The sequence below is a fragment of the Stenotrophomonas sp. NRRL B-14846 genome (genome assembly GCF_050473585.1).
GTDB lineage: Bacteria > Pseudomonadota > Gammaproteobacteria > Xanthomonadales > Xanthomonadaceae > Stenotrophomonas.
The window spans coordinates 628,665-654,797 of the sequence record NZ_JBFLUN010000022.1 but is presented as its reverse complement, the minus strand read 5'-3'; the positions used below and the strand labels follow the sequence as shown (position 1 = coordinate 654,797).

General features: G+C 68.4%; 21 protein-coding genes. 10 read left to right on the top strand and 11 right to left on the bottom strand.

Translation table 11 applies throughout. The annotated features are described in order from the left end of the window. Nucleotides 1-11: 11 nt before the first annotated feature. Together emrC and emrR are read right to left on the bottom strand one after the other, a co-directional pair. Nucleotides 12-1,505: a multidrug efflux transporter outer membrane subunit EmrC gene (emrC, locus tag AB1281_RS05105; RefSeq protein ID WP_101765197.1), complete on the bottom strand. Its 1,494-nt coding sequence runs from the start codon at nt 1,503-1,505 to the stop codon at nt 12-14. Next, on the bottom strand, nt 1,502-1,945 hold the full coding sequence (emrR, locus tag AB1281_RS05100; RefSeq protein ID WP_014036527.1) for a multidrug efflux system transcriptional regulator EmrR: 444 nt from the start codon (nt 1,943-1,945) through the stop codon (nt 1,502-1,504). Before emrR ends, emrC begins: the two co-directional genes overlap by 4 nt. A 172-nt stretch (nt 1,946-2,117) precedes the next feature. On the opposite strand from emrR, the gene AB1281_RS05095 reads away from it, so the two are divergent. After that, nucleotides 2,118-2,999 (top strand): helix-turn-helix domain-containing protein, encoded by an 882-nt coding sequence (locus tag AB1281_RS05095; RefSeq protein ID WP_170871761.1) that lies wholly within the window; start codon nt 2,118-2,120, stop codon nt 2,997-2,999. Between the two features lie 60 nt (nt 3,000-3,059). Continuing rightward, nucleotides 3,060-5,303, top strand: a complete 2,244-nt coding sequence (parC, locus tag AB1281_RS05090) for a DNA topoisomerase IV subunit A (protein ID WP_135967647.1) — start codon at nt 3,060-3,062, stop codon at nt 5,301-5,303. A 359-nt stretch (nt 5,304-5,662) separates the two neighbouring features. Here the strand turns inward: parC and bfr are convergent, their stop codons facing one another. After that, nucleotides 5,663-6,151 (bottom strand): bacterioferritin, encoded by a 489-nt coding sequence (gene bfr, locus AB1281_RS05085; RefSeq protein WP_005408763.1) that lies wholly within the window; start codon nt 6,149-6,151, stop codon nt 5,663-5,665. Between the two features lie 124 nt (nt 6,152-6,275). Between bfr and AB1281_RS05080 the strand changes: the two genes are divergently transcribed. Then, complete coding sequence (locus AB1281_RS05080) at nt 6,276-8,603, top strand: penicillin acylase family protein (RefSeq protein ID WP_430345222.1); 2,328 nt, start codon at nt 6,276-6,278, stop codon at nt 8,601-8,603. Between the two features lie 96 nt (nt 8,604-8,699). Here AB1281_RS05080 and AB1281_RS05075 read toward each other — a convergent pair whose 3' ends face one another. Beyond that, nucleotides 8,700-10,088: a cation:proton antiporter gene (locus tag AB1281_RS05075; protein WP_430345221.1), complete on the bottom strand. Its 1,389-nt coding sequence runs from the start codon at nt 10,086-10,088 to the stop codon at nt 8,700-8,702. 99 nt (nt 10,089-10,187) lie between these two features. After that, nucleotides 10,188-11,879, bottom strand: coding sequence for an asparagine synthase B (asnB, locus tag AB1281_RS05070; RefSeq protein WP_135967650.1), 1,692 nt, complete (start codon nt 11,877-11,879; stop codon nt 10,188-10,190). A gap of 339 nt (nt 11,880-12,218) precedes the next feature. On the opposite strand from asnB, the gene AB1281_RS05065 reads away from it, so the two are divergent. After that, entirely contained in the window at nt 12,219-13,097 is an 879-nt protein-coding gene (locus tag AB1281_RS05065) for a tetratricopeptide repeat protein (protein WP_430346974.1), read from the top strand. A 58-nt stretch (nt 13,098-13,155) separates the two neighbouring features. On the opposite strand, the gene dapE is transcribed toward AB1281_RS05065, so the two are convergent. From dapE to map, 6 genes are read right to left on the bottom strand one after another with little or no spacing between them, the layout of a single operon-like run. Then, the gene (dapE, locus tag AB1281_RS05060; protein ID WP_430345220.1) at nt 13,156-14,283 is read right to left on the bottom strand and encodes a succinyl-diaminopimelate desuccinylase; all 1,128 of its coding nucleotides are present in this window, start codon (nt 14,281-14,283) and stop codon (nt 13,156-13,158) included. Further along, nucleotides 14,280-14,651: an arsenate reductase gene (locus AB1281_RS05055; RefSeq protein WP_170871724.1), complete on the bottom strand. Its 372-nt coding sequence runs from the start codon at nt 14,649-14,651 to the stop codon at nt 14,280-14,282. Before AB1281_RS05055 ends, dapE begins: the two co-directional genes overlap by 4 nt. Nucleotides 14,652-14,682: 31 nt before the next feature. Continuing rightward, nucleotides 14,683-15,549 (bottom strand): hypothetical protein, encoded by an 867-nt coding sequence (locus AB1281_RS05050; RefSeq protein ID WP_430345219.1) that lies wholly within the window; start codon nt 15,547-15,549, stop codon nt 14,683-14,685. 2 nt (nt 15,550-15,551) lie between these two features. Next, complete coding sequence (gene dapD, locus AB1281_RS05045) at nt 15,552-16,631, bottom strand: 2,3,4,5-tetrahydropyridine-2,6-dicarboxylate N-succinyltransferase (RefSeq protein WP_014036517.1); 1,080 nt, start codon at nt 16,629-16,631, stop codon at nt 15,552-15,554. Further along, nucleotides 16,631-19,258 (bottom strand): [protein-PII] uridylyltransferase, encoded by a 2,628-nt coding sequence (locus tag AB1281_RS05040; RefSeq protein ID WP_049446230.1) that lies wholly within the window; start codon nt 19,256-19,258, stop codon nt 16,631-16,633. Before AB1281_RS05040 ends, dapD begins: the two co-directional genes overlap by 1 nt. Nucleotides 19,259-19,260: 2 nt before the next feature. Beyond that, complete coding sequence (gene map, locus AB1281_RS05035) at nt 19,261-20,046, bottom strand: type I methionyl aminopeptidase (protein WP_005412748.1); 786 nt, start codon at nt 20,044-20,046, stop codon at nt 19,261-19,263. Between the two features lie 230 nt (nt 20,047-20,276). On the opposite strand from map, the gene AB1281_RS05030 reads away from it, so the two are divergent. From AB1281_RS05030 to AB1281_RS05005, 6 genes are all read left to right on the top strand, one after another. Next, nucleotides 20,277-20,807, top strand: a complete 531-nt coding sequence (locus AB1281_RS05030) for a Csu type fimbrial protein (RefSeq protein WP_049446232.1) — start codon at nt 20,277-20,279, stop codon at nt 20,805-20,807. After that, nucleotides 20,807-21,556: a fimbrial biogenesis chaperone gene (locus AB1281_RS05025; RefSeq protein WP_430345218.1), complete on the top strand. Its 750-nt coding sequence runs from the start codon at nt 20,807-20,809 to the stop codon at nt 21,554-21,556. Before AB1281_RS05030 ends, AB1281_RS05025 begins: the two co-directional genes overlap by 1 nt. A gap of 7 nt (nt 21,557-21,563) precedes the next feature. Beyond that, complete coding sequence (locus AB1281_RS05020; protein ID WP_430345217.1) at nt 21,564-23,933, top strand: fimbria/pilus outer membrane usher protein; 2,370 nt, start codon at nt 21,564-21,566, stop codon at nt 23,931-23,933. Next, complete coding sequence (locus AB1281_RS05015; RefSeq protein ID WP_430345216.1) at nt 23,930-24,967, top strand: Csu type fimbrial protein; 1,038 nt, start codon at nt 23,930-23,932, stop codon at nt 24,965-24,967. The genes AB1281_RS05020 and AB1281_RS05015 overlap by 4 nt, the downstream gene beginning before the upstream one ends. Nucleotides 24,968-25,208: 241 nt before the next feature. Beyond that, on the top strand, nt 25,209-25,427 hold the full coding sequence (locus AB1281_RS05010) for a hypothetical protein (RefSeq protein ID WP_101765191.1): 219 nt from the start codon (nt 25,209-25,211) through the stop codon (nt 25,425-25,427). Beyond that, on the top strand, nt 25,427-26,125 hold the full coding sequence (locus tag AB1281_RS05005) for a fimbrial biogenesis chaperone (RefSeq protein WP_430345215.1): 699 nt from the start codon (nt 25,427-25,429) through the stop codon (nt 26,123-26,125). Before AB1281_RS05010 ends, AB1281_RS05005 begins: the two co-directional genes overlap by 1 nt. The last annotated feature ends 8 nt before the right edge of the window (nt 26,126-26,133 follow it).

Genomic DNA, 26,133 nt, shown 5'->3' with positions numbered 1-26,133 from the left:
GGCGGGCGTCTTCAGGAATGCGAGGAATCGGAATGGGAGGCGATCGGTGCGCGGTCGGCGTCAGCGGGCTGGAAACCACCGCCCAGCGCCTTGCTCAGGCGCACCGAGGTCTGCACCTGCTGCGACTGCAGGCCGGCCAGCTGCTGCTGCGATTGCAGCAGGGTGGACTGCGCGGTCAGCACGTCCAGGTAGCTGCCGATACCGGCGCGGTAGCGCTGCTGGGCCAGGTCGAAGGCCGAACGTGCGGTGTCCACTGCCTGCTGCTGCGCGTGCGCCTGCTGTGCCAGCGAGCGCACCGCGTTGACCTGGTCGGCGACGTCGCGCAGTGCATCGAGCACGGCCTGGTTGTAGTTGGCCACCGCAAGGTCGTACTGCGCGTCGGTGTTGGCCAGGTTGGCGCGCAGCTTGCCGCCTTCGAAGATCGGCAGGCTCAACGCCGGGCCGATGTAGGCGAAGGTGGAGCTGCTCTTCAGCAGGTCACCCACGTTCGGGGCGACCACGCCGGCCAGCGCGGTCAGGTTGAAGCTCGGGTAGAACCTGGTCTTGGCAACCTTGATCTGCTTGTCGGCCGCTTCCACGCGCCAGCGCGCAGCCACGATGTCGGGGCGACGGCCCAGCAGTTCGCTGGGCAGCACGCCCGGCAGCTGCAATGCCATCGGGTTCAACGGCTGCGGGCGCTGGATCGACAGGCCACGGTCCGGCCCCTTGCCGACCAGTGCGGCCAGCGCGGTGCGGGCGGCATCGATGCGCTGCTGCGCGGCCAGTACCTGCTGCTGCGCGGCCGGCACGCGGGCCTCGGCCTGGCGCACCTGCAGATCGCTGTCGATGCCGGCGCTGCGGCGCTGGCGGGTCAGCTGCAGCGACTTCTGCGAGCGGGTCAGTTCTTCCTCGGCCACGTCGTTGAGCTGCCACGCGTAAGCCAGATCGGCATAGGCCTGGGCAATGCCGGTGGACAGGTTCAGGCGTGCGGCCTGGGCTTCGACGGTGGCAGCATGCGCGCCATCCACGGCGGCTTCCCAGGCGGCGCGCTTGCCGCCCCACAGGTCCACGCCGTAGCTGAAATCGAAGGCGACCTGGCTGCTGCCGCCATAGCGGCCGCCCATCTCGCTGCCGACCATCGACTCGGGCAGGCGCAGGCCGGTGTAGCCACCGGACACCGACAGGCTGGGCAGCTCGTCGGCACGCGCGGTGCCAACCTGGGCCTGGGCCTGGCGCAGGCGCGCATCGGCGGCGTCCAGGCTCGGGTGACCGGCCAGGCCCTCGGCAACCAGCGCGTCCAGCTGCGCATCACCCAGTGCCTTCCACCAGTCCTGCGCCGGGAAGCCGGCAGCGCTCAGGTCGGTGTCGGCCAGGGTGCGTTCGCTGTGCAGGCTGTCCACATCAAGCACGTGGCCCTGCGGGTTGAGGCCACGGCTGCTGGCGCAGGCGGCCAGGGCCAGGGCCAGCGCTGACACCAGCAGCGCGCGCCCGGACCGGCGGAGAGTGGAATGCGGGATCGGGTTCATGGGGTCGTCAGTGAATCGCGGATTCGGGTAAGGAGAGACAGCAGCAGCGTGCGCTCATCGGCGGAAAGATCGCGTAGGGCGTAATCCATCACCGCGTCGCCGCGCAGCTTCAGCCGCGCCCACAACGCGCGGCCTTCATCGGTCAGTACGATCTGCAGTGCCCGCCGGTCCTGCGCATGCGGCTCGCGGCGGACGCAGCCCAGCGCCTCCAGCTTGTCCAGCAGCCGGGTCACCGCGCTGGGCACCTGGTCGATGGCCTGGGCCAGTTCGTTGGCGGTGCACGGCGCCATGCTGGATAGCACCTTCAACCCGATGTAGTGGGTGAAGCCGATGCCCAGATCTTCTTCAGCCATGGACGCGTCGAGTTGGCGGACCAGGCCGTCGCGCACCTGGCGCAGCAGCAGGCCGAAGCTGGGGGGAGTGGTTGCAGGACAGATCATGGGGGAGCATTCTCTTCCAAAAAAAATATTTCTCAATGGAAATATTCGATCTGGCATCGAATGCTGTGTTGCAGCAGCGGGCTCGATCAGTGAAGGCGCCTACCTTAATGATCTGGTCAGGTGGCCCGGTAGTACAATCCAGCCAATGGATGACACATTTCAGCCAGTTGACATGATGAACAAGGCAGAAATTCAGGTTCCCAAGCGCCTGCTCAGGGATGACGCTCTGGACTGGTTCGAGCGCAATGACGGCCCGCCGGTCATCGCCTTCCGCTTCGACAGCCAGCAGGGCCTGGCCCGCGAGGTGGACTGGCACCACCACCAGCGTGCCCAGTTGATCTGCGTCGAACGCGGCCTGCTGACCACCCGTACCTCGCATGGCACCTGGTCGCTGGCGCCGGGCTCGGCCGGCTGGATGCCGCCGCTGGAACCGCACACGGTCACCCTCGACGGCCCGCTGCGCGGCTGGGGCATGGCGTTGGCCGCACCGGCCTGCGCCACCCTGCCCGCCGACCCCTGCGTGCTGGGCCTGTCCAAGCTGGCACAGGCGCTGGCCGACCGCATCTGCGAATGGCCGCTGGGCTATGACACCACGCCCGAGCGCCAGCACATCATCGACGTGCTGCTGGACGAGATCCGCAGCGCGCCGCGCCAGCGCATGCACCTGCCGATGCCCCACGACCGGCGCCTGCTGAAGATCGCCTCGCAGCTGCTGGCCGACCCCTCAGACGAGCGCAGCCTGGCCGAATGGGCGCATTGGGCCGGCCTGTCACCGCGCAGCCTGACCCGTCACTTCCGCGACGAGACCACGCTCAGCTTCGCCCAGTGGCGGCAGCAGGCCCGCCTGTCCGAGGCGCTGCGCCAGCTGACCGACGGCCGCAGCGTGGCCGACATCGCCCACGCGCTGGGCTTCAGCAGCGCCAGCGCCTTCGTCACCGTGTTCCGCCGCCACTTCGGGTTGCCTCCCGGGCGCTACCTGGCACGGGCCGGGCACGGCCTGGAAACCGGGCTGGACCCTGCACGTGGCTTGGCATCCCCCGCCGCATCCGGATAATCACAGGATTGCGAGCGGCGACCGCCGTCGCCGCCTCCCGACAACAGGTAACAACGCCGCATGACCGAACTTGCCCGCCCCGTGTTCCACGGATTCGAACAACTGCCGCTGCGCGAGTACGCCGAACGCGCCTACCTCGACTACTCGATGTATGTGGTCCTGGACCGCGCCCTGCCGTTCATCGGCGACGGCCTGAAGCCGGTGCAGCGCCGCATCATCTATTCGATGAGCGAGCTGGGCCTGAACGCCGCGTCCAAGCCGAAGAAGTCCGCGCGCACCGTCGGTGACGTCATCGGTAAGTACCACCCGCACGGCGACAGCGCGTGCTACGAGGCGCTGGTGCTGATGGCCCAGCCGTTCTCGTACCGCTACCCGCTGATCGAGGGCCAGGGCAACTTCGGCTCCAGCGACGACCCGAAGTCGTTCGCGGCAATGCGTTACACCGAATCCAAGCTGACCCCGATCGCCGAAGTGCTGCTGGGCGAGCTGGGCCAGGGCACCACCGACTGGGCACCGAACTTCGACGGCACCCTGCAGGAGCCGACCTGGATGCCGGCGCGGCTGCCGCACCTGCTGCTGAACGGCACCACCGGCATCGCCGTGGGCATGGCCACCGACGTGCCGCCGCACAATCTCAACGAGATCGTCAGCGCGCTGCTGCACCTGCTGGACAACCCCGATGCCAGCGTGCGCGACCTGTGCGAGCACGTGCAGGGCCCGGACTACCCCTCCAGCGCCGAGATCATCACCTCGGCCAACGACCTGCGGAACATCTACGAGACCGGCAACGGCAGCGTGCGCGCACGTGCGACCTTCACCAAGGAAGCGCACAACATCGTGGTCACCGCGCTGCCGTTCCAGGTGTCGCCGTCGAAGGTGATCGAGCAGATCGCCGCGCAGATGCGCGCCAAGAAGCTGCCGTGGCTGGAGGACATCCGCGATGAGTCCGACCACGCCAACCCGGTGCGCGTGGTGCTGGTGCCGCGTTCCAACCGCGTCGACGCCGACCAGCTGATGGGCCACCTGTTCGCCACCACGGACATGGAACGCAGCTACCGCGTCAACCTCAACGTGATCGGGCTGGACGGCCGTCCGCAGGTGAAGAACCTGAAGATGCTGCTCAGCGAATGGCTGACCTTCCGCAGCAACACCGTCACCCGCCGCCTGCAGCACCGCCTGCAGAAGGTCGAACGCCGCCTGCACCTGTTGGAAGGCCTGCTGGTCGCCTTCCTCAACCTGGACGAGGTGATCCACATCATCCGTACCGAGGACGAACCGAAGGCGGCGCTGATCGCGCGCTTCGGCCTGTCCGACGACCAGGCCGAGTACATCCTGGAAACCAAGCTGAAGCAGCTGGCCCGCCTGGAAGAGATGAAGATCCGTGGCGAGCAGGACGAGCTGGCCAAGGAGCGTGAGAAGATCCTCGGCATCCTCGACAGCAAGGCCAAGCTGAAGAAGCTGATCCGCGACGAGCTGACCGCCGACGCCAAGAAGTTCGGCGACGCCCGCCGCTCGCCGCTGGTGCAGCGCCAGGCCGCGCAGGCCATCGACGAGACCGAGCTGGTGCCGAGCGAGCCGATGACCGTGGTGCTGTCGGAGAAGGGCTGGATCCGTGCGGCCAAGGGCCATGACGTCGATGCGTCCGCCCTGTCCTACCGCGACGGCGACGCCCTGCAGGGCGCGGTACGTGCGCGCAGCACCCAGCAGGTCGCGTTCCTCGACAGCGAGGGCCGCGCCTACTCGACGCCGGTGCATACCCTGCCTTCCGCGCGTGGCAACGGTGAACCGCTGACCGGCCGCTTCTCGCCGGCACCGGGCACCAGCTTCGTGACCCTGGCCAGCGCCGAGCCGGACACCCGCTTCGTGCTGGCCTCCACCCACGGCTACGGCTTCGTCACCCGCTTCGAGAACCTGATCGGCCGCAACAAGGCCGGCAAGGCGATGCTGAACCTGTCGGCCGGTTCGTCGGTGCTGACCCCGTCGGTGGTCGCCAACGTCGCCACCGATCGCATCGTGGCGGTGACCAGCTCCGGCAACCTGCTGGCGATCGCCGCCAACGACCTGCCGGAACTGGACAAGGGCAAGGGCAACAAGATCATCGAGATCCCGAAGGCCAAGCTCGCCACCGAGCGCGTGGTCGCCGTGGTGGCGATCAGCCCCGGCCAGACCCTGCAGGTACGCAGTGGCCAGCGCACCATGGGCCTGAAGTTCAACGAACTGGACGCCTACCTCGGCGCCCGCGCCACCCGCGGCCACCTGCTGCCGCGCGGCTGGCAGAAGGTGGAAGGGTTGTCGGTGGAGTGAGGGCCGCGGCCCTGCTCCTGGTGGGTGTCAACCTTGGTTGACACGCCTTGCCCCGGTAGACGCCAACCCCGGTTGGCGTTTTCCATCCCAATGGGGTCAGAGCCGTTTTCGTTGAAAACGGATCCGACCCCGGACACGAAAAAGCCGGGGCTTTCCCCGGCTTTTTCGTTGTCGGCTGGCGGGCGATGGAGCAGCTGGCGGGCGAAGGCTGGCTGGCGGTGCTCTGGTGCTGGCTGGCGACAGAACGCTGTGCTTCTTCTGGTAGAGCCGACCGCTGGTCGGCTGCCTTTTGCAGAGCAGCCGACCAGCGGTCGGCTCTACCGGGTGGTCACCGGGCATGGCCCGGCGCCACCTGCGGCTCAGTGCGCCGGGGCGCCGTTGCCGTCGATCTTGCTCAGCTGGTAAAGCTCCAGGCCGATGCGCTTGATCAGGCCCAGCTGCTGCTCCAGCCACCAGGCATGGTCTTCCTCGGTGTCCTTCAGCTGCGCCAGCAGGATGTCGCGGCTCACGTAGTCACCCTTCTCCTCGCACAGCTTCATGCCGGCGGCGAGATTGTTCCGAACCGCGTATTCAGTATCGAGATCCTTCTGCAGCATCTCCTCCACGGTCTTGCCCGGCTCGGTGGCGTGCGGGCGCATGTCCGGGTCGCCGCCCAGGAACAGGATCCGGCGCAGCAGCGCATCGGCGTGCTGGGTTTCCTCTTCCATCTCGTGGTTCAGGCGTTCGTACAGCGCGAACAGGCCCTGGTCCTCGTAGCGGCGGGAATGGATGAAGTACTGGTCGCGGGCAGCAAGCTCGCCGCGCAGCAGTTCCTTCAGGCAGGCGATGACGTCCGGGTTGCCTTTCATGGGGGGGCTCCTGTGAATCGATGTGACATAGGGTGCCGCATTTCAAAATACGGTGATCTAATCGGAATCAGTCGCAGTTGCGCCTGCGGCTACAATCAGCCCACGAGTTCGGAAAGGACGTGCGATGCGACGTACATGGCGTTGGGTGCTGGGCGTGTTGATCGCCATCGTGCTGGTCACCGCCCTGGTGCTGTGGCTGCTGCTGCGCGGCAGCCTGGCCGACCTGGATGGCGAGCGTGCGCTGCCGGGCCTGGCCAAGCCGGTCACCATCGAGCGTGATGCCCTGGGCGTGGTCACCATTACCGCCAGCAGCCAGGCCGACGCGATGCGTGCGCTCGGCCGCGTGCATGCGCAGGAACGTTATTTCGAGATGGACCTGATGCGCCGCAGTGCCGCTGGCGAGCTGTCGGCGCTGTTCGGGCCGAAGGCCATCGATGCCGACAAGCGCATGCGCGTGCATCGCCTGCGCGCACGCACCGAAGCGCACCTGGACGCTGCATTGGGCGACAACGGCGATGCCGTGCGTGCCTACGTGGATGGCGTCAACGAAGGCCTGACCGATCTCTCCGTGCGCCCGTGGGCCTACCTGCTGCTGCGGCAGTCACCGCAACCGTGGCAGGCCAGCGACAGTGTACTGACCGGGCTGGCCATGTACGCCGACCTGCAGGACCCGGACAACCAGACCGAGCTTGCGCTCAGCCGCATCCGCGCGGTGGTGCCGCCAGCGCTGTACGCACTGATCGCCCACGACGGCACTGAATGGGATGCACCGCTGTTCGGCGAACCCACCGGCAACGCCGCCCTGCCCGATGCCAGCCAGCTGGACCTGCGCACGTTGAAGGGAAAAACGGGCACCGAGCAGGAAGAGGCCGACGTCATCGGCAGCAACAACTTCGCGGTGGCCGGTGCACTTACCGCCGACGGCCGCGCGATCGTCGCCGACGACATGCACCTGGGCCTGCGTGCACCCGGCCTGTGGTTCCGCGTGCGCCTGCACTACCCCGACCCACAGGCCGCCGGCGGCCAGGTTGATGTCACCGGCTTCTCGCTGCCCGGCCTGCCGGCAGTGATCGTCGGCAGCAACGGGCTCGTCGCCTGGGGCTTCACCAACAGCTACATCGACACGGCGGACTACCGCACGGAACCGGCCAACGCCGCCGTGACCGTGCACGAAGAACGCATCGCCGTGGCCGGCCAGGCCGACGTGCTGTTCCCGGTACGCGAAACCGCCTGGGGGCCGATCCTGCATACCCATGCCGATGGCAGTGGCGATGCGCTGCGCTGGGTCGCACACCTGCCCGGCGCCGTGCGCCTGGACTTCGCTGATCTGGCCCGCGCCGGTGACCTGGATGGTGCACTGCGCTTTGCCGACCGTGCCGGCATCCCCGCGCAGAACCTGGTGGTCGGTGATCGCAGCGGGCGCATCGCCTGGCGCCTGATCGGCGCTCGCCCGGACCGTGGCCCTGGCTGTGCACCGGCCGGCTTCACTGCCGCCAGCAACCAGGACTGCGCGCCGTGGCCGATCCGCAGCGATGCCTCGCCGGCACTGATCGATCCCCCCAACCATCGCCTGTGGACCGCCAATGGACGCGTCCTCGACGGCGAGGCACTGGCCAGCGTCGGCAACGGCGGCTATGACCTTGGTGCCCGCGCGCGGCAGATCCGCGACCTGCTGGCGATCCAGGAGCGCTTCGACGAGCACGACCTGCTGGCGATCCAGCTCGACGACCGCGCGGTGTTCCTGCAGCGCTGGTGGGCTCTGCTGCACGACGTCATCGAACGCAGTGACGACCCTGCGCTGAAGCGTTTGAAGGAGGTCAGCCATCAATGGGGCGGGCGCGCCTCGGCCAGTTCGGTGAGCTACCGGGTGGTGCGTGAATTCCGCACCCAGGTCATGGCCACGCTGTCCGATGCACTGCTGGCCCCGGCCAACGCGCAGCTGGGCGATGACTACCTGGACCCGCGCCTGGCACAGTTGGAAGGCGTGGCCTGGCCGATGCTGCAACAGCGTCCGGCCAACCTGCTGCCACCGGCCTTCGACAGCTGGGATGCGCTGCTGATCGACGCCGCGCGCCATACCGAGCGTGAGCTGGCCAAGCAGGGCCCGCTGGCCAAGCGCAGCTGGGGCGAACGCAATACCGCGGCGATCTGCCACCCCATCGCACGGGCGCTGCCGGACATCGCCAAGCGCTGGCTGTGCATGCCGGCCGACCGCCTGCCCGGCGACCGGGACATGCCGCGCGTGCAGACGCCGAACTTCGGCGCCTCCGAGCGCATGGTGGTCTCGCCCGGCCACGAAGCCGACGGCATCGTGCACATGCCCGGCGGCCAGAGCGGCCACCCGCTGTCACCGTACTGGGGCGCCGGCCACGAGGACTGGGTGCATGGGCGCCCGACGCCGTTCCTGCCCGGCAAGGCGCAGCACACGATGACGCTGGTGCCGGCGCGGTAGCGCCAGCGCGGTAGTGCCGGCCGCTGGCCGGCAACCTCATGATGCTGGACACACTTGCCTGGATGCCGGCCAGCGGCCGGCACTACCCTCCAGCACTCAGCCCCTGCGCCGCTCGATCAGGTTCAGCAGCGGCCCGGTCATCGCCGTGGTCACCAGCGCCATGATCACCAGCACCGCGAACAGGCGGTCGCCGAGCAGGCCCAGCTCGTAGCCCAGGTTGAGCACGATCAGCTCCATCAGGCCGCGGGTGTTCATCAGCGCGCCCAGCCGCCACGCTTCGCGCGTGGGCATGCCGGCACTGCGCGCGGCACTGAAGGTACCGAGCAGCTTGCCCGTCGTGGCCACCGCGATCACCACCACGCACAACACGATGTCGCTGGCCTGCAGCGCATCGGCGCGCATGCGCAGCCCGGTCATGGCGAAGAACAACGGCAGCAGCAGGGTGACCGCGAACGGCTCGACGCGGGCCATCAGCAGGTCACGCAGCTGCGCATTGGACGATACCGCGACGCCCGCAGCGAACGCCCCGAACAGCGCGTGGATGCCCAGCATCTCGGTGACCAGCGCACTGCCCAGCGACAACAGCAGGATGCCGAGCAGCCAGCGCCCCTCACGGCCCGGCGCAATCTGCTGGCGCGCGAACCACGGCTTCACCAGTCCCAGCATCAACGCCACGAACGCGACCACGCACAACAGGTTGAGGCTGGCCGGCAACCAGCCGCTGGCCTGGGCGGCGGCCACGATCAGCGCCAGCAGGCACCACGCGGTGGCATCGCCCAAGGCAGCGCAGGCGATCGCGGTCTGTCCCAGTGGCGTCTGTGTGATCCCGCGATCGGCCAGGATGCGCAGCAACACGGGGAAGGCCGTGATGCTCATCGAGATACCCACGAAAAGTGCGAATGCGGTGAAGCCCACACCCTGTGGTCCGTGCTGCGGATACAGCCAGATCGCCAACGCGACGCCGAGCACGAACGGCACGGCAATGCCGGCATGGCTGACCGTGAAGGCGAAACGCCGGCGGCCACGCAGCGCCGCCAGGTCCAGTTCGGCACCGGCCACCAGCAGGAACATCAGCACGCCCAGCTGGCTTAGCATGCCCAGCGGACCCAACGAACTGGCCGGGAACAGCGCACCATGCAGCTGCGGCAGCAGGCTGCCGAGCACCAGCGGCCCCATCATCAGGCCAGCGGCCATTTCGCCGATCACCGCCGGCTGTCCAAAGCGCTTGAGCAGCGCCCCCGCGCCCTTGGCCACCAGCAGCAGCACCAGCAGCTGCAGCAGGAACAGGCCCAGCGGAGACGCCAGGTGCTGCACCCAGCTGCCTTCAGCGGCGGCGGTGGCGCGGGCGACCGCCTCGGGCGCCGCCGGCCTGGCATACCGCGCCAGCAGCACGCCAGCCAACAACGGCACCCCGGCCCAGGCCAGGTAGCGCCAGCCCCACTTGATCGGCGGCGCCCGGCCCCCGGTCTGTACGTCCATGAACATTCCCCAATGTGCAGGGGGCGATGATACAAAAAGGGGACGGAGGGGATTAAGGCGTTAATGGCACAAACGACTTAATTCCCTCCGTCCCCTTTTTGACGCTTAGGCCAGTGCCTGCGCGTGCACGCCGGCGATCGCGCGACCCGACGGATCTGCAGCGGCGGCGAAACTGGCGTCCCAGGCAATGGCCGCCGGCGACGAGCAGGCGATCGACTTGCCACCCGGCACGGTTTCGGCGGCCGCACGGCTCGGGAAGAACTGCTCGAACAGGTGGCGGTAGTAGTACGCCTCCTTGGTCTGTGGCGGGTTGTGCGGGAAGCGCTTGTCGGCCGCTGCCAGGACGCGGTCGCTCACCTGTGCTTCGGCATGCGCCTTCAGCCCATCGATCCAGCCGTAGCCAACGCCATCACTGAACTGCTCCTTCTGCCGCCACAGGATGCTGTCCGGCAGGTAGCCGTCGAACGCCTCGCGCAGCACCGCCTTCTCGATGCGACGGCCACCAAAGCCGGCACCGACCATCTTGTGCGCGGCATCGAAGCGCATCGCCACATCCAGGAACTCACGGTCGAGGAACGGCACGCGCGGCTCCACGCCCCAGGCCATCATCGACTTGTTGGCGCGCAGGCAGTCGTAGTTGTGCAGGGCGTCGAGCTTGCGTACCAGCTCGTCGTGGAATTCACGCGCATCCGGTGCCTTGTGGAAGTACAGGTAGCCACCGAAGATCTCGTCACTGCCCTCGCCGGACAGCACCATCTTCACCCCCATCGCCTTGATCCGCCGCGCCAGCAGGAACATCGGCGTCGATGCGCGGATGGTGGTGACGTCGTAGGTCTCGATGTGGCGGATCACTTCCGGCAGCGCATCGAGGCCTTCTTCGAAGGTGTACTCGAAGCCATGATGCACGGTGCCCAGCGCTTCGGCGGCGATCGCAGCGGCGGCCAGATCGGGCGAGCCCTTCAAGCCGATCGCGAACGAATGCAGGCGCGGCCACCAGGCTTCGGTCTGCCCCCCATCTTCGATGCGGCGACGTGCATAGCGTGCGGCCACCGCTGCCACCAGCGACGAATCCAGGCCACCGGACAGCAGCACGCCGTACGGCACGTCACTCATCAGCTGGCGTTCCACCGCATGCTCGAACGCCTGGCGCAGTTCGGCCAGGTCGGCCTGGTGGCCCTGCACGTCCGCGTAGTCGCGCCACGGCTGCTGGTAGTAGCGCACCAGTTCACCGCTGGCACTGTCGAAATAGTGGCCCGGCGGGAACTGCGCGACGTCGGCACAGGTATCGACCAGTGCTTTCATTTCCGAGGCGACGCGCAGGCGCCCCTGGGCATCGTGGCCCCAGTACAGCGGCACCACGCCGACCGGGTCACGCGCCACCAGCACGCGGCCGCTGTCGCGGTCCCACAGCGCGAAGGCGAAGATGCCGTTGAGCTGTTCCAGCCACTGCGCCGGCGCGCCACCCTGGCGGTACAGCGCGTTGATCACCTCGCAGTCCGAGCCGGTCTGGAAGTCGTAGGCGGTGGTCAGCGCCGCCTTCAATGCCTGGTGGTTGTAGATCTCGCCGTTCACCGCCAGCGCCAGCTGGCCATCGGCCGACAGCAGCGGCTGCGAACCACCGGCCGGGTCGACGATGGCCAGCCGCTCATGGACCAGCAGCGCACCTTCGTCGAGGTACACGCCGCTCCAGTCGGGGCCACGGTGGCGCTGGCGCTGCGACAGTTCCAGCGCATGGCGGCGCAGGGCGGGAAGATCGTCACCGGCCTGCAGGCCGAAGATTCCGAAGATCGAACACATGGGAGAGCTCCTGTTGGGGGATTTCACGGGTGGGAAGGTGTTCGACCGGCCATCCAGGCCCGGGTGGGGCTGCGCCCGGGCACAAAAAAACCCGCATCGGCTGATGCGGGTTTTCTGGTGTCCGGGCGTGTGTTGCTGTCTATCTACCCAGGGCGCAGTCCCGCATCGGCCGCGCGCGATTATTCGCGCGCAGATTATTGCGGTTGTTGTTATTGACGGCGGTGGCCAGGCGGATCGACATGGCATCGACCCTACCCCGGTTTCCGGCACGGCGCAACCGTTGCGTTGGCAACCACTCCCCGGCGCGCATAATGGCCCGCCGTGAAACGTGTAATGGAAATGCAACACCGCAATGGATGCAACGCGGCGCTGGCCGCCCTGCTCTGCCTGGGCCTGGCCGCCTGCCAGACCCTGCCCCCGCCTTCTACGCTGCCGCAGTCCCAGCAGCAGGCATTGGAACAACGCGGCACCGACGGCAGCTTCGAGGGCGCCTTTGATACCGCGCAGACCTTCGAGCGCTTCAACGATCCGCGCGCCATCGCCTACTACGAGCGTGCCGCAGCGGCCACGCCCTGGACCTTCCACAACACCAGGGCGGAAGAAGCACTGGGCCGGATCTGGATCTCCGGCACGCTGCGGTATGCCGACAGCCCCCACATCAACCCGGCTCCGGTGCTGCGCGCGTCCTGGCGACGCGGTGAACGTGCGTATCTGGCGGCTGCCAACCACGGCAATCCCTATGCGTTCCACGGGCTCGCCAAGAGCTATCGCCAGCGAGGCGACGCGCAACAGGCGCTGCGCTGGGACCTGCGCGGAATGATCTACGAGCGCTACCCGAGTTCATCGTCACGACTGCCGGATGCGGTCGCCGCACAGGGTGACACCGTGCATCCGCGGGTTGCGCAGATCCAGCGTCGCGCCGAGCGTGGCGATGCCGACGCACAGGTCGATCTGGGCGCGCTGCTGGAAAAAGGCGTAGGCCTGCCACGCGATCCTGCGCGTGCGCTGCAGCTGTACCAGCGCGCCGGTGAGCAGGGCAATGTGTTCGGCCAGTACTTCGCCGGGCTGCTGCTGGGCCGCGGTGCGCCGGGCGTGGAGAAGGACACCGACGCAGCGGCGCACTGGTTCGCCAGGGCCGAAGCGCAGCACTTCTACATGGCCGCGCCGAGTTACTGGAAAAAAGCGGTCGAGCCGCCGTTCTTCATTTTTTCGGAGTAGTGCCGCCGGGCCATGCCCGGCGGGAGGCGTGCCGACCAACGGTCGGCACCCACCAACCTCATACCAGCAGCCGTTCCACCAGCCGCTGGTACAGCCCCGGCAATGCCTCCAGATCGTCCACGCGCACGTTCTCGTCCACCTGGTGGATGCTGGCGTTGACCGGCCCCACTTCGATGCACTGCGCGCCCAATGGCGCGATGAAGCGGGCATCGGACGTGCCGCCACCGGTGCTTTCCTCCGGTGCACGGCCGATGTGCTCGGCCAGCACCGCACGCGCGGTGGCGCGCAGCGTGCCTTCCGGGGTGTAGAACGGCTCGCCGCTGCGATGCCACTTCAGCGTGTACTGCAGGCCATGCCGTTCCAGCAGCGCGGTGATCTCCGCTTCCAGCTTCGGTGCATCCCAGTGCGGGTTGTAGCGGATGTTGAAGTCCACCTCGAGCTCGCCGGGAATCACATTGTTGGCACCGGTACCGGCATGGATGTTGGAGATCTGCAGGCTGGTCGGCGGGAAACTCTCGTAGCCGTCATCCCAGCGCCGCTCACTCAGCTCGGCCAGGGCCGGCGCCGCCTGGTGGATCGGGTTGCGTGCCTTCTCCGGATACGCCACATGGCCCTGCACGCCCTGCACGCGCAGCCTGGCCGACAGGCTGCCACGACGACCCACGCGCAGCAGGTCACCCAGCGTCGCGGTCGACGACGGCTCGCCGGTGATGCACCAGTCGATGCGCTGGCCGCGCTCGGCGAACAGCCGTGCGACGTGGCGCACGCCATCGATGGCATCGCCTTCCTCGTCGCTGGTCAACAGCACCGCCAGCGTGCCGGGGTGATCAGGATGTGCGGCCACGAACTGCTCGGCCGCCACCACGAACGCCGCCACGCTGCCCTTCATGTCGGCAGTGCCACGGCCGTACAGCACGCCGTCACGGATCTGCGGCGTGAACGGGTCGCTGGCCCAGGCCTCGCGCGGGCCCGTCGGCACTACGTCGGTGTGGCCCAGCAGCACCAGCACCGGCGCGCCCTGGCCATGGGTCGCCCACAGGTTGTCGACCTCGCCCAGCCGCAGGTGATCGCACTGGAACCCGGCCTGCTTCAGGCGTGCCGCCAGCAGCGCCTGGCAACCGGCATCCTCCGGCGTCACCGAGGGCCGTGCGATCAGCTCGCAGGTCAGGTCGAGGACCGCGCTCATGCGTCACCCACGCCGAAGCGGGCCTTGAAGCCGTTGTCACTGAAACCCTGGCTGACCGCGCCGTCGGCGGTGACCACGAGCGGGCGCTTGATCAGCTGCGGGTACTCGCGCAGCAGCAGCTTCCATTCGGCCTCGGAGTCGGCGGCCTTGCGGTTGTCCGGCAGCTGCCGCCAGGTGGTGGAGGACTTGTTGACCATCGCGGCCAGGCCACCCAGCTGCGCCGCCCATGCCAGCAGCGTTTCCGGGCTGGGTTTGTTGTCGCGGTAGTCGACGAAGGTGTACGGCACGCCGAAGCGGTCCAGCCACTTGGTCGCCTTCTTGCAGGTATCGCAGTTCTTCAAACCGTAGACAGTGGTGCTCATGGCCATCTGTGATGCTGGAAAACAGAGGGCCAGAATCTCACAACAGGCGCTCGGACACGACCCGGAACGGTACCCTTGGCAGCCGGAAGGCCAGCCCCTCGTGCAGCGCCACGCCCATCGCCTGCAGGCGCGGGCACTGCGGTTCGCCTTCCAGCTGCAGCGGTTGCAGCTGTGCGATGTCCACCGGCAGAGCGATGCGGGTGCTGGCCCAGCGCTGGTCGCAGGTACGGGCGATGGCCTCGTCCTGGCAGGTCAGGAAACGCAGCAGGGCCTGATGGCTGCCGAAGGCCGCCGCCCACCCGGCATCGTCCCAGCCCGCAGCGGCCTCCCACTGCAGGTGCAGCGCCGGGGCACTGCCCTGCCCGCCCTCGATCCGAGTGTGGCCACTGCCTTCGGCATCCAGCGCATGCGTGAAGCGCACCGACAGGTGCGGCTGCATGGCATCGCTGAAAGCGCGCGCGCCGGCGACGAAGGCCAGCTGGTCCATCACGTTGCGATCGAACAGCACCACCGGCGCCCCGTCCGGAGCGTCGTCACGACGCAGGTACCAGCGCCAGTTGCTCTGCCTGGGAGACGGCATCAGCGAGCGCAGCGGCCCGGCCAGCGCGGGCCCGAAGTGCCCGTGCCGGTAGCTGAGGATGGTGTAGGGCGTGCGTCCGGCATGGACCACGTAGTGATGGCCTGGTGGTGGCATCGGCGCGTGGCGCACGTCGACCCACCAGCTCACGTAGACCACGTCGCGTACATCGCTGACCAGCGCCGGCATCGGCCAGCGCCGCGACAGCGCGCGGCGCAGCCGGGTCCATCGCGGGGCGTGCAGCAGGCGCGGCAGCATCCGCCCGAACAGGGTGTCGGACGGATGCTGGTAGATCGCGGACTGCGCCAGATCCTCCGGCGCCGTCATCCTCAGTCGGCCAGGCCGCGCAGCAGGTCGTTGACGCTGGTCTTGCTGCGGGTCTTGGCATCAACCTGCTTGACGATCACCGCGCAGTACAGCGAATGGGTACCGTCCTTGCTCGGCAGCGAGCCGGACACCACCACGCTGTACGGCGGGATGTAGCCGTAGGTGATCTCGCCGGTGGCACGGTTGTAGATGCGGGTGCTCTGGCTGAGGAACACGCCCATGCCGATCACGCTGTGGTGGCCGACCACCACGCCTTCCACCACTTCCGAACGCGCACCGATGAAGCAGTGGTCCTCGATGATGGTCGGGCTGGCCTGCAGCGGCTCCAGCACGCCGCCGATACCGGCGCCGCCGGACAGGTGGCAGTGCTGGCCGATCTGCGCGCAGGAACCGACGGTGGCCCAGGTGTCGACCATGGTGCCTTCGCCGACATAGGCGCCGATGTTGGTGAAGCTCGGCATCAGCACCACGTCCTTGCCGAAGTAGGTACCGCGGCGGGCGATCGCGCCCGGCACCACGCGCACGCCGCCACGGCGGAACTTCGCTTCGTCATAGCCGGCGAAGCGCGATTCGACCTTGTCCCAGAACGGCGCCGGGCGCGCATCGACCACCGCCATGTCGTTGACGCGGAAGTACAGCAGCACCGCCTTCTTCAACCACTCGTTGACCTTCCAGCCGCCCTGGCCATCCGGCTCGGCGACACGGAATTCACCGGTTTCCAGGCCGTCGATCACGCGGTTGACCAGCGGACGGGTGGAACCTTCCAGCTCGTGCAGGGTCAGCGTCGCACGGCGCTCGAAGGCGCTCTCGATGCCGAACTTCAGCTCTTCCACGCCCGGTGCCGACGGCTTGCGCAGCGACTTGCGGGCGATGGTCTCGGCGCGGACCGCTTCGGCGCTCTTGGCCGGCGCCGGCTTCTTCACAGCACGCTTCACCGCGGCCGTCTTCTTCGCCGGGGCCTTCACCGCAGCGGCCTTCTTCGGCGCAGGGGTCTTCTTCGCGGCCGGTGCGGCTGCAGCAGGTTTCCGGGCCGCTGCGCTCTTGGGGGTCGCGGCGGTCTTCTTGGCGGGCTTGGTGGCCATCAGGCGGGGTCTCCGGCGTTTCGATCAGGGTCCAGGCAGGCCAGCATCGCGTCATGCAGCTGCTGCCGGGCAGGTTCAGTCAGGGGGAGGTCGTGTTCGTCACTGATCACGAAGGTGTCTTCGGCGCGTTCGCCGAACGTGGCAATGCGCGCATCATGCACGCGCAGGCCCTGGTTGCGCAGCACGAACGCCACATCGGCCAGCAGGCCGGGACGGTCGGGGGCGACCAGGGCAAAACGGGTTGCGCCCGGTTCATCGCGGAACTCGATGCGCGGGGCGAAGCGGAAGTGCCGCAGCTGCCGCGGCACGACCCGGCGCGACGGCCGCAGCCGCGACAGGTCACCGCTGAGTGCCTCGCGCAGGGCCGCCTCCAGGTTGGCACTGCTGCCATCGGCAAAGGTGTCGGCCGGGTTCACTTCGAAGGTATCGAAGATGGTGTCGGCCGGACCGTCCAGCACGCGTGCGCGGTGGATGCCGTAGCCCTTGCGGTCCAGGGTCATCACGATCGCGGCAAACAGGCCATCGCGGTCGGGCGAGTGCACGAACACTTCCAGCGCCGGGTCGTCGACGCTGATCCGGCGAACCTTCACCAGCGCCTGGCCCTGCTTCACCGGCACCAGTGCGGCAGCCTGCCAGGCCAGCTGCTCCGGGCGCAGGCGGATGAAGCCCTCATCGGGCATCACCGCGAACTGGCGGTCGATGGTGGCATCGTCGTAGCCCTGCTCGCGCACTAGCGCACGCACGCTGTCACGTGCCTCGGCCACGCGCTCGGCGGCCGGCACCGGGTGCTCCAGCCCCTCGCGCAGCGCCCGCCGGGTGGCGAAGTACAGGTCGGCCAGCAGGCGATCCTTCCAGGCATTCCACAGCTTCGGGCTGGTGCCGGCGATGTCGGCACAGGTCAGCAGGTACAGGTAGTCCAGGCGGTCGCGGCTGCCGACCAGGGTGGCGAAGCGGTGGATCACCACCGGATCGGCGATGTCCTGCTTCTGCGCGGTCACCGACATGCGCAGGTGCTGTTCGACCAGCCATGCCACCAGCTCGGTATCGGTGCCACTGAGCGCATGCGCCTGGCAGAACGCACGCGCGTCCACCGCACCCAGCTCCGAATGATCGCCGCCACGGCCCTTGGCGATGTCATGGAACAGGCCGGCCAGCAGCAACAGCTCCGGCTTGCGCAGGCGCGGCCACACTTCGTGCGCGATCGAGAAGCGCTCGTCGGCGCGGCTGCTGGCGAACTGGCCGATGTTGCGCAGGACCATCAGCGTGTGCTGGTCGACCGTATAGACATGGAACAGGTCGAACTGCATGCGCCCGCTGACCTGGGCAAACGCGGGAATCCACTGGCCAAGCACACCCAGCCGCGCCATGCGCGAAAGCGTATCGACCGGACGCTGGCCGCGCAGCAGGGCCAGGAACTGCTCGCGTGCATCGGTGTCGGCCTGGTCATAGGCCGGCAGCAGCGGCAGCGACTCGGCCAGCGCGCGCGCGGTCAGCGAGTGCAGTCCGCGCACCTGCGGGTTGTTGGCCCAGCTGGAAAACAGTGCGAACACCTGGCCGATGTCGCCGCGCGGCCAGTCGGCCTCGTTGGCGGCCAGGTAGCCACGGCGCAGGGAAAAACCCACGGTCAGCGGTTCCGGCTGGGCCTCGCCATCGAACTGTTCCTCGAAGCGTTGCAGCAGGCGGTCGCTGATCCGTCGCACCACCAGCGCGGCGCGGTAGAAGCCCTGCATCATTTTCTCGACACCGAGATTCTCGGCATCGTCTTCGAAGCCCAGGCGCGCGGCCAGGGTCTTCTGGTAATCGAAACGCAGGCGTTCTTCCGGACGGCGCGCGACCAGGTGCAGGCCGAAGCGCAACCGCGCCAGCACGGCACGTTCGCGCTTCAACGCCGCGGCTTCGTCAGCGCCCAGATGGCCGAGCCCGACCAGGGCCTCCAGGTCGCGCACGCCGAAGGCACGCAACGCCATCCAGCCCAGCGTGTTGAGATCGCGCAGGCCGCCGGGGCCATCCTTCAGGTCCGGCTCCAGGTTGTCGGCGGTATCGCCGAAGCGCTGGTGGCGGTTGCGCAGCTCTTCCAGCTTGGCCAGGAAAAAGCTGCGTGCCGGCCACAGCTCGCGGTCGTCGATGGCCTCGCGCAGCGCGCGGCGCGCGGCATCATCGGCCAGGATCGGACGCGCCTCGATCAGCGCGGTCAGCACGGTCTGGTCAGCTGCCGCCTCGCGGCACTGCGATGCAGAACGCACCGCATGGCTGACCGCCAATCCGCAGTCCCACAGCAGCGCGAACAGGCGCGCCAATGCCGCTTCGTGCGCCAGCTGTGCCGGCGGATCGCCGAACACCAGCAGGTCGATGTCCGAACGCGGGAACAGTTCACCGCGGCCATAGCCGCCGACCGCGAACAGCGACAGGCCGCTGTCGGCCGGCAGGCAGCGCTGCCAGGCCAGGCGGATCAGATGGTCGGCAGCGCGCGCGCGCAGCGCCAGCAGGCGCTCGATGTTGTCGCCCTGGTCGAAGCGGCGGTACAGGCGCGCGTCGGCCTGCTGCAGCGCCTGGCGCGCGGCAGCAGCCCAATCCGGGTCGTTGAGCGACGCGGCCGGCGTGTCCAGCAGCGAACTCGCCGGCAGCATCTTCAGGAGACCTGCGACTCGCCTGGCGACAGGGTCAGCACGTCCACGCCGGTCTCGGTGACCGCGATCATGTGCTCCCACTGCGCCGACAGCTTGCGGTCCTTGGTCACCACGGTCCAGCCATCCGGCAGCACCTTGTTGTAGCGGGTGCCCTCGTTGATCATCGGCTCGATGGTGAAGGTCATGCCCGGCTGCAGCACCAGGCCCTGGCCCGGGCGGCCGTAATGCACCACCTGCGGCTCGTCGTGGTAGACCTTGCCGATGCCGTGGCCGCAGTACTCGCGCACCACGCTGAAACGCTCGCCTTCGGCATAGCTCTGGATGGCATGGCCGATGTCGCCCAGGGTGGCGCCCGGACGCACCGCACGGATGCCGCGCCACATGGCTTCGTAGGTGGTTTCCACCAGGCGGCGGGCCATCACCGACGGGGTACCGACGAAGTACATGCGGCTGGTGTCGCCGTGCCAGCCGTCCTTGATGACGGTGACGTCGATATTGATGATGTCGCCATCCTTGAGCACCTTCCCTTCGCTGGGAATGCCGTGGCAGATGACATTGTTGACCGAGGTGCACACGGTCTTGGGGAAGCCGCGGTAGCCGACGTTGGCCGGAATGGCGCCCTGCACGTTCACGATGTGGTCGTGGCAGATGCGGTCCAGTTCCTCGGTGGTGACACCGGGCTTGACGTGGGGGGTGACGATGTCGAGCACTTCGCTGGCCAGGCGGCCGGCGATGCGCATCATCTCGATTTCCTGCGGGGTTTTCAGATTCACGCTCATGGCACCCATTATCGCCGATCCGGCCGCAATCTGAACGAACGCCACCCAACTGGCGATCCGGGCCATGCACGGTTCCGGCAAGGAAAGTGAAAGCGTGATGGCCTCCACTCTTTCGCCTGCCTATTTATCACGGATTACAGACACTTACGCCTCCTAAGCTGGAACCACTGTCGTCAAAGCGGCGCCGAACGTGCCGTCTTCGCCTTGTTCAACAGACCTTCGGGTCAGGGAGGTTGTCCATGCGATCCCCAGTTCGATCCCCGCTGACATGGGTCGTGGCCGGGCTCCTGCTGTCCAGCCCGGCGCTGGCTGCCGACACCACCACCTTCAACGTCACCCTGGTGGTCACCAAGGCCTGCACCATCACGGCGGCGGCCGCCACCAACGTCGACTTCGGCACCGCCGCCTCGACCACCGCCACGCCCACGCTGGGCCAGGGCACGGTGACCGCGCAGTGCTCGGCACTGACGCCCTACACCATCTCGCTGAATGCGGGCGCCAATGCCAGCACTGCCAATGACGTCACCACGCGGCGGATGAAGAACACCAATGCTGCGGTGACCGCCAACAACTACGTCGGCTACCAGCTCTACCAGGACGCCGCGCATACCCTGGTCTGGGGCGCCACGTCCGGCACCAATACCCAGGCCGGCATCGGCACCGGCCTGGCCGTGCCCTACATCGTCTACGGCCAGATCCTGAACCTGAGCACCAATAACCCGGCCACCGGTAACTACCTGGATACCGTTACCGCCACGATCACCTATTGATGGAGCACGCCCGCATGGCCGGACCCCGCCCGTGGCGCGCCACCGGCGTGGCGCTGCTCGCCCTGTACCTGCAGGCCGCCGCCACCGCCGGCGCCACCAGCCTGCAGGTCGCCCCGACCAGCCTGCAGCTGGAAGCCCGCCAGCGTGCCGGCGAGCTGTGGCTGACCAACAGCGGCACTTCGCCGGTGAAGCTGCAGGTGCGCGTGTTCCGCTGGGTGCAGCAGGACGGCCAGGAGCAGCTGCTGCCCACCGACGAATTGATGGCCACTCCACCGATGCAGGAACTGGCCGCCGGCCAGCAGCAGCTGGTGCGGGTCATGCGTCCGGACAGGGAGCCGCCACCGGCACAGCAGTATTACCGCCTGATCGTCGACGAGGTGCCCGACCTGGCCACCCGCACAGGTGGCATGCAGTTCGTGCTGCGCTATTCGATTCCGGTGTTCGTGCAGCCCTCGGCCGGCACGCTGGCACCGCGGCTGCAGGCCCGCCTGGTGCGGTTGGCGGACGGCCGCAACGGCGTCGAGGTGGCCAATTCGGGCAACGGCTACGCACAGATCGCCGATCTCGCGCTGGGCAGCACCACGCGCCCGCGCATCGTCCATCCCGGGCTGCTGGGCTATGTGCTGCCCGGCCAGGTGATGCGCTGGCCGATCGAACGCACGGCGATCGACCGCGACAACGACCAGATCACGGCCAAGCTCAATGGCGAGTCGGAACAGACGCCACTGTCGCCCCCACCGGCTCGCTGAGGCGTTGATGGGCGCGCTGCTGGCTGCCCTGGCTCCCGCGGCGACCGAGGCCGCCGATGTGTCCGGCATGGCGGCGGCTGATGTCTCCGGCGTATCGGCAGATGCCATCCTGCCGCCCCCGACCCCGCTGACCGCCAGCCAGACGCTGTACCTGGATGTGTCGCTCAACAGCACGCCGCGCGGCCTGCTGCCGTTCACCGAGAACCGCGGCCGGCTGCAGGCCAGCCCCGACGTGCTGCGCCAGCTCGGCTTCAATGCCAGCGGCGACGCACCGGTCTACCTGGACCAGATCAGCGGCGCGGTGGTGCGCTACGACGCACACATGCAGACGTTGGCGCTGGACGTCCCGCTGGACCAGCTGACCCTGCCCACCACCGTGCTCAGCCGCCCGCAGACGCGCGCACCCACCGGCAACGCCTCGCCGGGCGTGCTGCTCAACTACGACGTCTACGGCAGCCGGGTGGACACGCTCGGCAACCTCAGCCTGAGCTCGGAACTGCGGGTGTTCGGCATCGGCAACGGCACCTTCGAGAACACCGCCATCAGCCGCCGCTACCAGCAGCCCGGCGACCGTCGCTGGCGCGGCGAGAGTGTGCGCCTGGACACACGCTGGAGCCTGGATTTCCCGGACAGTGCAACCACGCTGGAGGTCGGTGACTTCTACAGCGGCTTCGTCGACTGGACCCGCCCGGTTCGCCTGGGCGGCCTGCAGATCGGCCGCAACTACGGCCTGCAGCCCTACCGCGTGCTCACGCCCACGCCGAGCTTTCTCGGCCAGGCCGTGGTGCCCTCCACGGTCGAGCTGTATGTCGATGGCCTGCGCCAGTACAGCGGCCAGGTGCCGGTCGGGCCCTTCCAGCTGGCGGCGCAGCCCGGCATCAGCGGCACCGGCAATGCGCAGGTGGTGGTGACCGATGCATTCGGCCGCATGCAGACGCTGGATTTCAGTTTCTACGGCACCCAGCAGCTGCTGGCCAAGGGCCTGTCGGACTGGTCGGTCGGCGTCGGCCAGCTGCGCAGGGATTTCGGCGAACGTTCCTTCGCCTATGACGACCGCACGGTGGCCAGTGCCAGCTGGCGCGGCGGTGTCACCGACACGTTCACCGGCGAAGCGCATGCCGAAGGCGGTGGTGGCCTGGCCCAGGCCGGCATCGGTGGCTGGTGGCTGCTCGGCGCTGCCGGCGTGTTCAATGCCGCCTATGCACGCAGTGATTACCACGGCCTGCAGGGCGGGCAATGGGCGCTGGGCTACAGCTGGAACAACCGTCGCTTCAACGTCAATCTGCGCAGCGTACGCAGCCACGGCGACTACCGCGACCTGGGCGCGCTGCAGGGCAACCTGCCACCGAGCATCAGCGAGCAGGCCACGCTCGGCCTGGACCTGCTGCGGCTGGGCACGCTCAGCGCCAGCTATCTGCGCCTGCGCTACCCCGACGGCGACGACAATCGCTACGCGAGCCTGTTCTGGTCGCGTACCTGGAGCCAGCGCTGGTCGGCCTACCTGTCGGTGAACCAGAACCTGGACCGCAGCGACGACCGCAGCATCTACCTGTCGGTGACCGCCAGCCTGGGCAACAACCGCCAGGCCAGCCTTTCGAGCCAGCGCAACGGCGACAGCCAGAGCTGGGTGGCGGACGTGACCCAGCCGGTGCCGGGCGATGGCAGTGCCGGCGGCGTCGGCTGGCGCGCGCAGCTGCGCCACGGCGAGGACGGCAACGGCGGCCTGGCCGAGGTCGGCATCCTCAACGATGTCGGCCGCTATTCGTTCGGCGCCTCGCGCCAGGGCGGGCTCAACTATGCCTACGCCAGTGCCAGCGGCAGCCTGGTGTGGATGGGCGGGCACGCCTTCGCCACGCGCGAGGTGTCCGACGCGTTCGCGGTGATCAGCACCAATGGCGTCGGCGGCGTCCCGGTGCGGCTGGAGAACCGCCTGATCGGCGTCACCGATGATCGCGGTCTGCTGCTGGTCAGTCCGTTGCTGTCCTGGCAGCGCAACCGGGTCTCGATCGACACCCTGGACCTGCCCGAAGACATGCGCGCCGACCGCATCGAGGACTGGGTGACCCCGCGCCAGCGCGCCGGTACCCGCGTGACCTTCCAGCTGCGCTCGCGGCCCTCACTGAGCCTGACCCTGCTGGCAATGGACGGCCAGCCTCTGGAGGTGGGCAGCGAGGTGCAGCTGCCTGACGGTCGCCAGGCCACGGTCGGCTACGACGGCCTGCTCTATCTGGAAGATGTCGCCGCCGGCAGCGTGCTGTACGTCACCACCAGCCATGGTCCCTGCCGGGTGAAGGTGCCGGACCTGCCCAAGGTGGTGGCGTCCGGCGCCCGGCCGAAGCCGGCACCGCAGCAGTGCATCCCGGAGGTGGCGCCATGAGGGTGCTGCTGCTCGTCCTGCTGCTGTGGGCCGGGCTGCTGGCAGCGGCGCCCGCCAGTGCCACCGCGGTCTGCACGGCAGTCGCCAATCCGACCCTGCCGTTCGGCAACATCAACAGCAATGCACCCGGCCCGAGCACGGCCAACCTCAACATCACGGTGACCTGCACCACCGCTGCGCTGAGCCTGCTGGCCACCACCGGCGTGCGCGTCTGCGTGGGCATCGGCGCAGGCACTGGCGGCGGCAGCAGCGCCACCTTCCGTACGATGGCCACGTCCACCAGCGACACCATGAATTTCCAGCTGTACAACAATGCCAGCTTCGGCCAGGCCACCGGCCTGGTCCCGCGCGGCACGCCGCCGGCGCAGGAGCTGACCATGAGCTACAACGTGCCGCTGCTGACCGGTGGCAGCGGCGCGCAGACCGTGCAGCTGTTCGGGCAGATCCCGGCCAACCAGGTCCTGGCCTCCGGCGCGTACAGCAGCACCTTCAGCGGTGCCAGCGTGGTGCTGACCTGGGCCTGGAATGAAGTCCTGCTCGGCACCGCGACCATTCCCGCCACCTGCAACGGCGGCGCGACGGGCACCAACAGCGCGAGTGCGGCCTTCAGCTTCACCGCCACCGCCAACGTGCTGCCGCAATGCGGCAGCTACGTCACCACCAACATGAACTTCGGCAACGTCACCGGCGGCATCCCGGCCAACATCGACCAGACCGCAACCCTGACCCTGACCTGCCTGAAGAACACCGCCTTCCAGGTCGGTCTCAACAACGGCCAGAACAATCCCACCGCCACCACCACCCGGCGCATGGCCACCACCATTGGCGGCAGCACCTATTACCTCACCTACGAGCTCTACCGGGACGCGGCACGGAGCCAGCGCTGGGGCAACACGTTGACCGTCGATACGGCCAGCAGCACCGGCACCGGCAGCGCGCAGCAGCTGACCATCTATGGCCGGGTACCGCCGGTCACCGGCCAGCCTCCGGCCGGCACCTACAACGACCTGGTGCAGGTGACCATCACTTATTGACCTGCGTGCCGACCAACGGTCGGCACCCACCGGGGGGGCGATCCGCGTGCCGACCAACGGTCGGCACCCACCGGGGGGGGCGATCCGCGTGCAGACCAACGGTCGGCACCCACCGGTGGATGCGGGCATACGGGTGCCGGGCGAGCGCGACGCTACAGTTCCGGCGCATCCCGCCGATACCGCGCAGCGAGTCTTTCAGTACGGTGGATGGCAGGTGGTTCGTGCATTTCTGATCGGGGCGATGCTGGTCGCCAGCCTGCCGGCATGGGCCGAACCCAGCAGCAGCACCCTGCAGATCCGGCTGACCGTGGTCGAATCCTGCAGCGACGATGGCGGTGGCGTCCGCTGCCCGGCGCCGCACCAGCGCAGTGACGCGCCCCAGGTGCCACCCCAGGTCCGCGAGCTCGCACCACCGGCAACGGACGAGAACGCAACCCCCTCCGTGACCCTCATCTATTGATGCGCGCGCTGCTGACCCTGCTGGCACTGCTGCTGGCACTGCCCGCCGCGGCGCTGGAGCTGATGCCGACCACCCTGCAGCTGCCGGCCCAGGGCGGCCGCGCCGAACTGTGGCTGCACAACCCCGGACCCGGCCGCTGGCAGGGCCAGGTGCAGGTGCTGGCCTGGGATCAGCACCTGGACGCCGAACAGCTGCAGCCAAGCGACCGGATCCGGGTCAGCCCGGCGCGCCTGGACCTCGCCCCCGGCAGTACCCAGCGCGTCTGGCTGCTGCCAGCCGAGCCGGCGGCGGCGGTCGGTGAACAGGCCTATCGGATCGTGCTGGCGCCGGCGCTGGCGGGGTTGCCGCGCTATTCCCTGCCACTGTTCCGCGGGCCAGCGGCAACACCGTTGCATGCCCGCCTGCAGGGCCGCGTCGAGACCCAGGCGTCGCAGCCCGCACTGCGACTAAGCAATGCCGGTACCCTGCACGGCCGCCTGCACGATCTGCGCTTCATCACGGCGGACGGCCAGTCAACGCTGCTGACGGCTGGCCTGGCCGGCTACATCCTGGCGGGCCATGAACGCCGCTGGCCCCTGCCTGCCCGCGCCGATGGCTATGCTGGAGGCCGCTTCCAGGCACGCCTGCAGGACGGCAGCGAGGTCGATCTGGCCGCAGCAGATCCTGCAATTGCAGCAAGCGCCCCCGGCGGGCTATAATCGACCGG

Bases quoted from the DNA above. Each gene is read 5' to 3' on its own strand.
- map (WP_005412748.1), bottom strand. From the start codon at position 20,046: ATGGGTGCCATGAGCGTGAATCTGAAAACCCCGCAGGAAATCGAGATG.
- AB1281_RS05095 (WP_170871761.1), top strand. From the start codon at position 2,118: ATGATGAACAAGGCAGAAATTCAGGTTCCCAAGCGCCTGCTCAGGGAT.
- AB1281_RS05010 (WP_101765191.1), top strand. From the start codon at position 25,209: ATGCTGGTCGCCAGCCTGCCGGCATGGGCCGAACCCAGCAGCAGCACC.
- AB1281_RS05080 (WP_430345222.1), top strand. From the start codon at position 6,276: ATGCGACGTACATGGCGTTGGGTGCTGGGCGTGTTGATCGCCATCGTG.
- AB1281_RS05050 (WP_430345219.1), bottom strand. From the start codon at position 15,549: ATGACGGCGCCGGAGGATCTGGCGCAGTCCGCGATCTACCAGCATCCG.
- emrR (WP_014036527.1), bottom strand. From the start codon at position 1,945: ATGATCTGTCCTGCAACCACTCCCCCCAGCTTCGGCCTGCTGCTGCGC.
- AB1281_RS05025 (WP_430345218.1), top strand. From the start codon at position 20,807: ATGGAGCACGCCCGCATGGCCGGACCCCGCCCGTGGCGCGCCACCGGC.
- dapD (WP_014036517.1), bottom strand. From the start codon at position 16,631: ATGGCCACCAAGCCCGCCAAGAAGACCGCCGCGACCCCCAAGAGCGCA.
- AB1281_RS05030 (WP_049446232.1), top strand. From the start codon at position 20,277: ATGCGATCCCCAGTTCGATCCCCGCTGACATGGGTCGTGGCCGGGCTC.
- AB1281_RS05040 (WP_049446230.1), bottom strand. From the start codon at position 19,258: ATGCTGCCGGCGAGTTCGCTGCTGGACACGCCGGCCGCGTCGCTCAAC.
- dapE (WP_430345220.1), bottom strand. From the start codon at position 14,283: ATGAGCGCGGTCCTCGACCTGACCTGCGAGCTGATCGCACGGCCCTCG.
- AB1281_RS05055 (WP_170871724.1), bottom strand. From the start codon at position 14,651: ATGGCCATGAGCACCACTGTCTACGGTTTGAAGAACTGCGATACCTGC.
- asnB (WP_135967650.1), bottom strand. From the start codon at position 11,879: ATGTGTTCGATCTTCGGAATCTTCGGCCTGCAGGCCGGTGACGATCTT.
- emrC (WP_101765197.1), bottom strand. From the start codon at position 1,505: ATGAACCCGATCCCGCATTCCACTCTCCGCCGGTCCGGGCGCGCGCTG.
- AB1281_RS05020 (WP_430345217.1), top strand. From the start codon at position 21,564: ATGGGCGCGCTGCTGGCTGCCCTGGCTCCCGCGGCGACCGAGGCCGCC.
- bfr (WP_005408763.1), bottom strand. From the start codon at position 6,151: ATGAAAGGCAACCCGGACGTCATCGCCTGCCTGAAGGAACTGCTGCGC.
- AB1281_RS05005 (WP_430345215.1), top strand. From the start codon at position 25,427: ATGCGCGCGCTGCTGACCCTGCTGGCACTGCTGCTGGCACTGCCCGCC.
- AB1281_RS05065 (WP_430346974.1), top strand. From the start codon at position 12,219: ATGCAACACCGCAATGGATGCAACGCGGCGCTGGCCGCCCTGCTCTGC.
- parC (WP_135967647.1), top strand. From the start codon at position 3,060: ATGACCGAACTTGCCCGCCCCGTGTTCCACGGATTCGAACAACTGCCG.
- AB1281_RS05015 (WP_430345216.1), top strand. From the start codon at position 23,930: ATGAGGGTGCTGCTGCTCGTCCTGCTGCTGTGGGCCGGGCTGCTGGCA.
- AB1281_RS05075 (WP_430345221.1), bottom strand. From the start codon at position 10,088: ATGTTCATGGACGTACAGACCGGGGGCCGGGCGCCGCCGATCAAGTGG.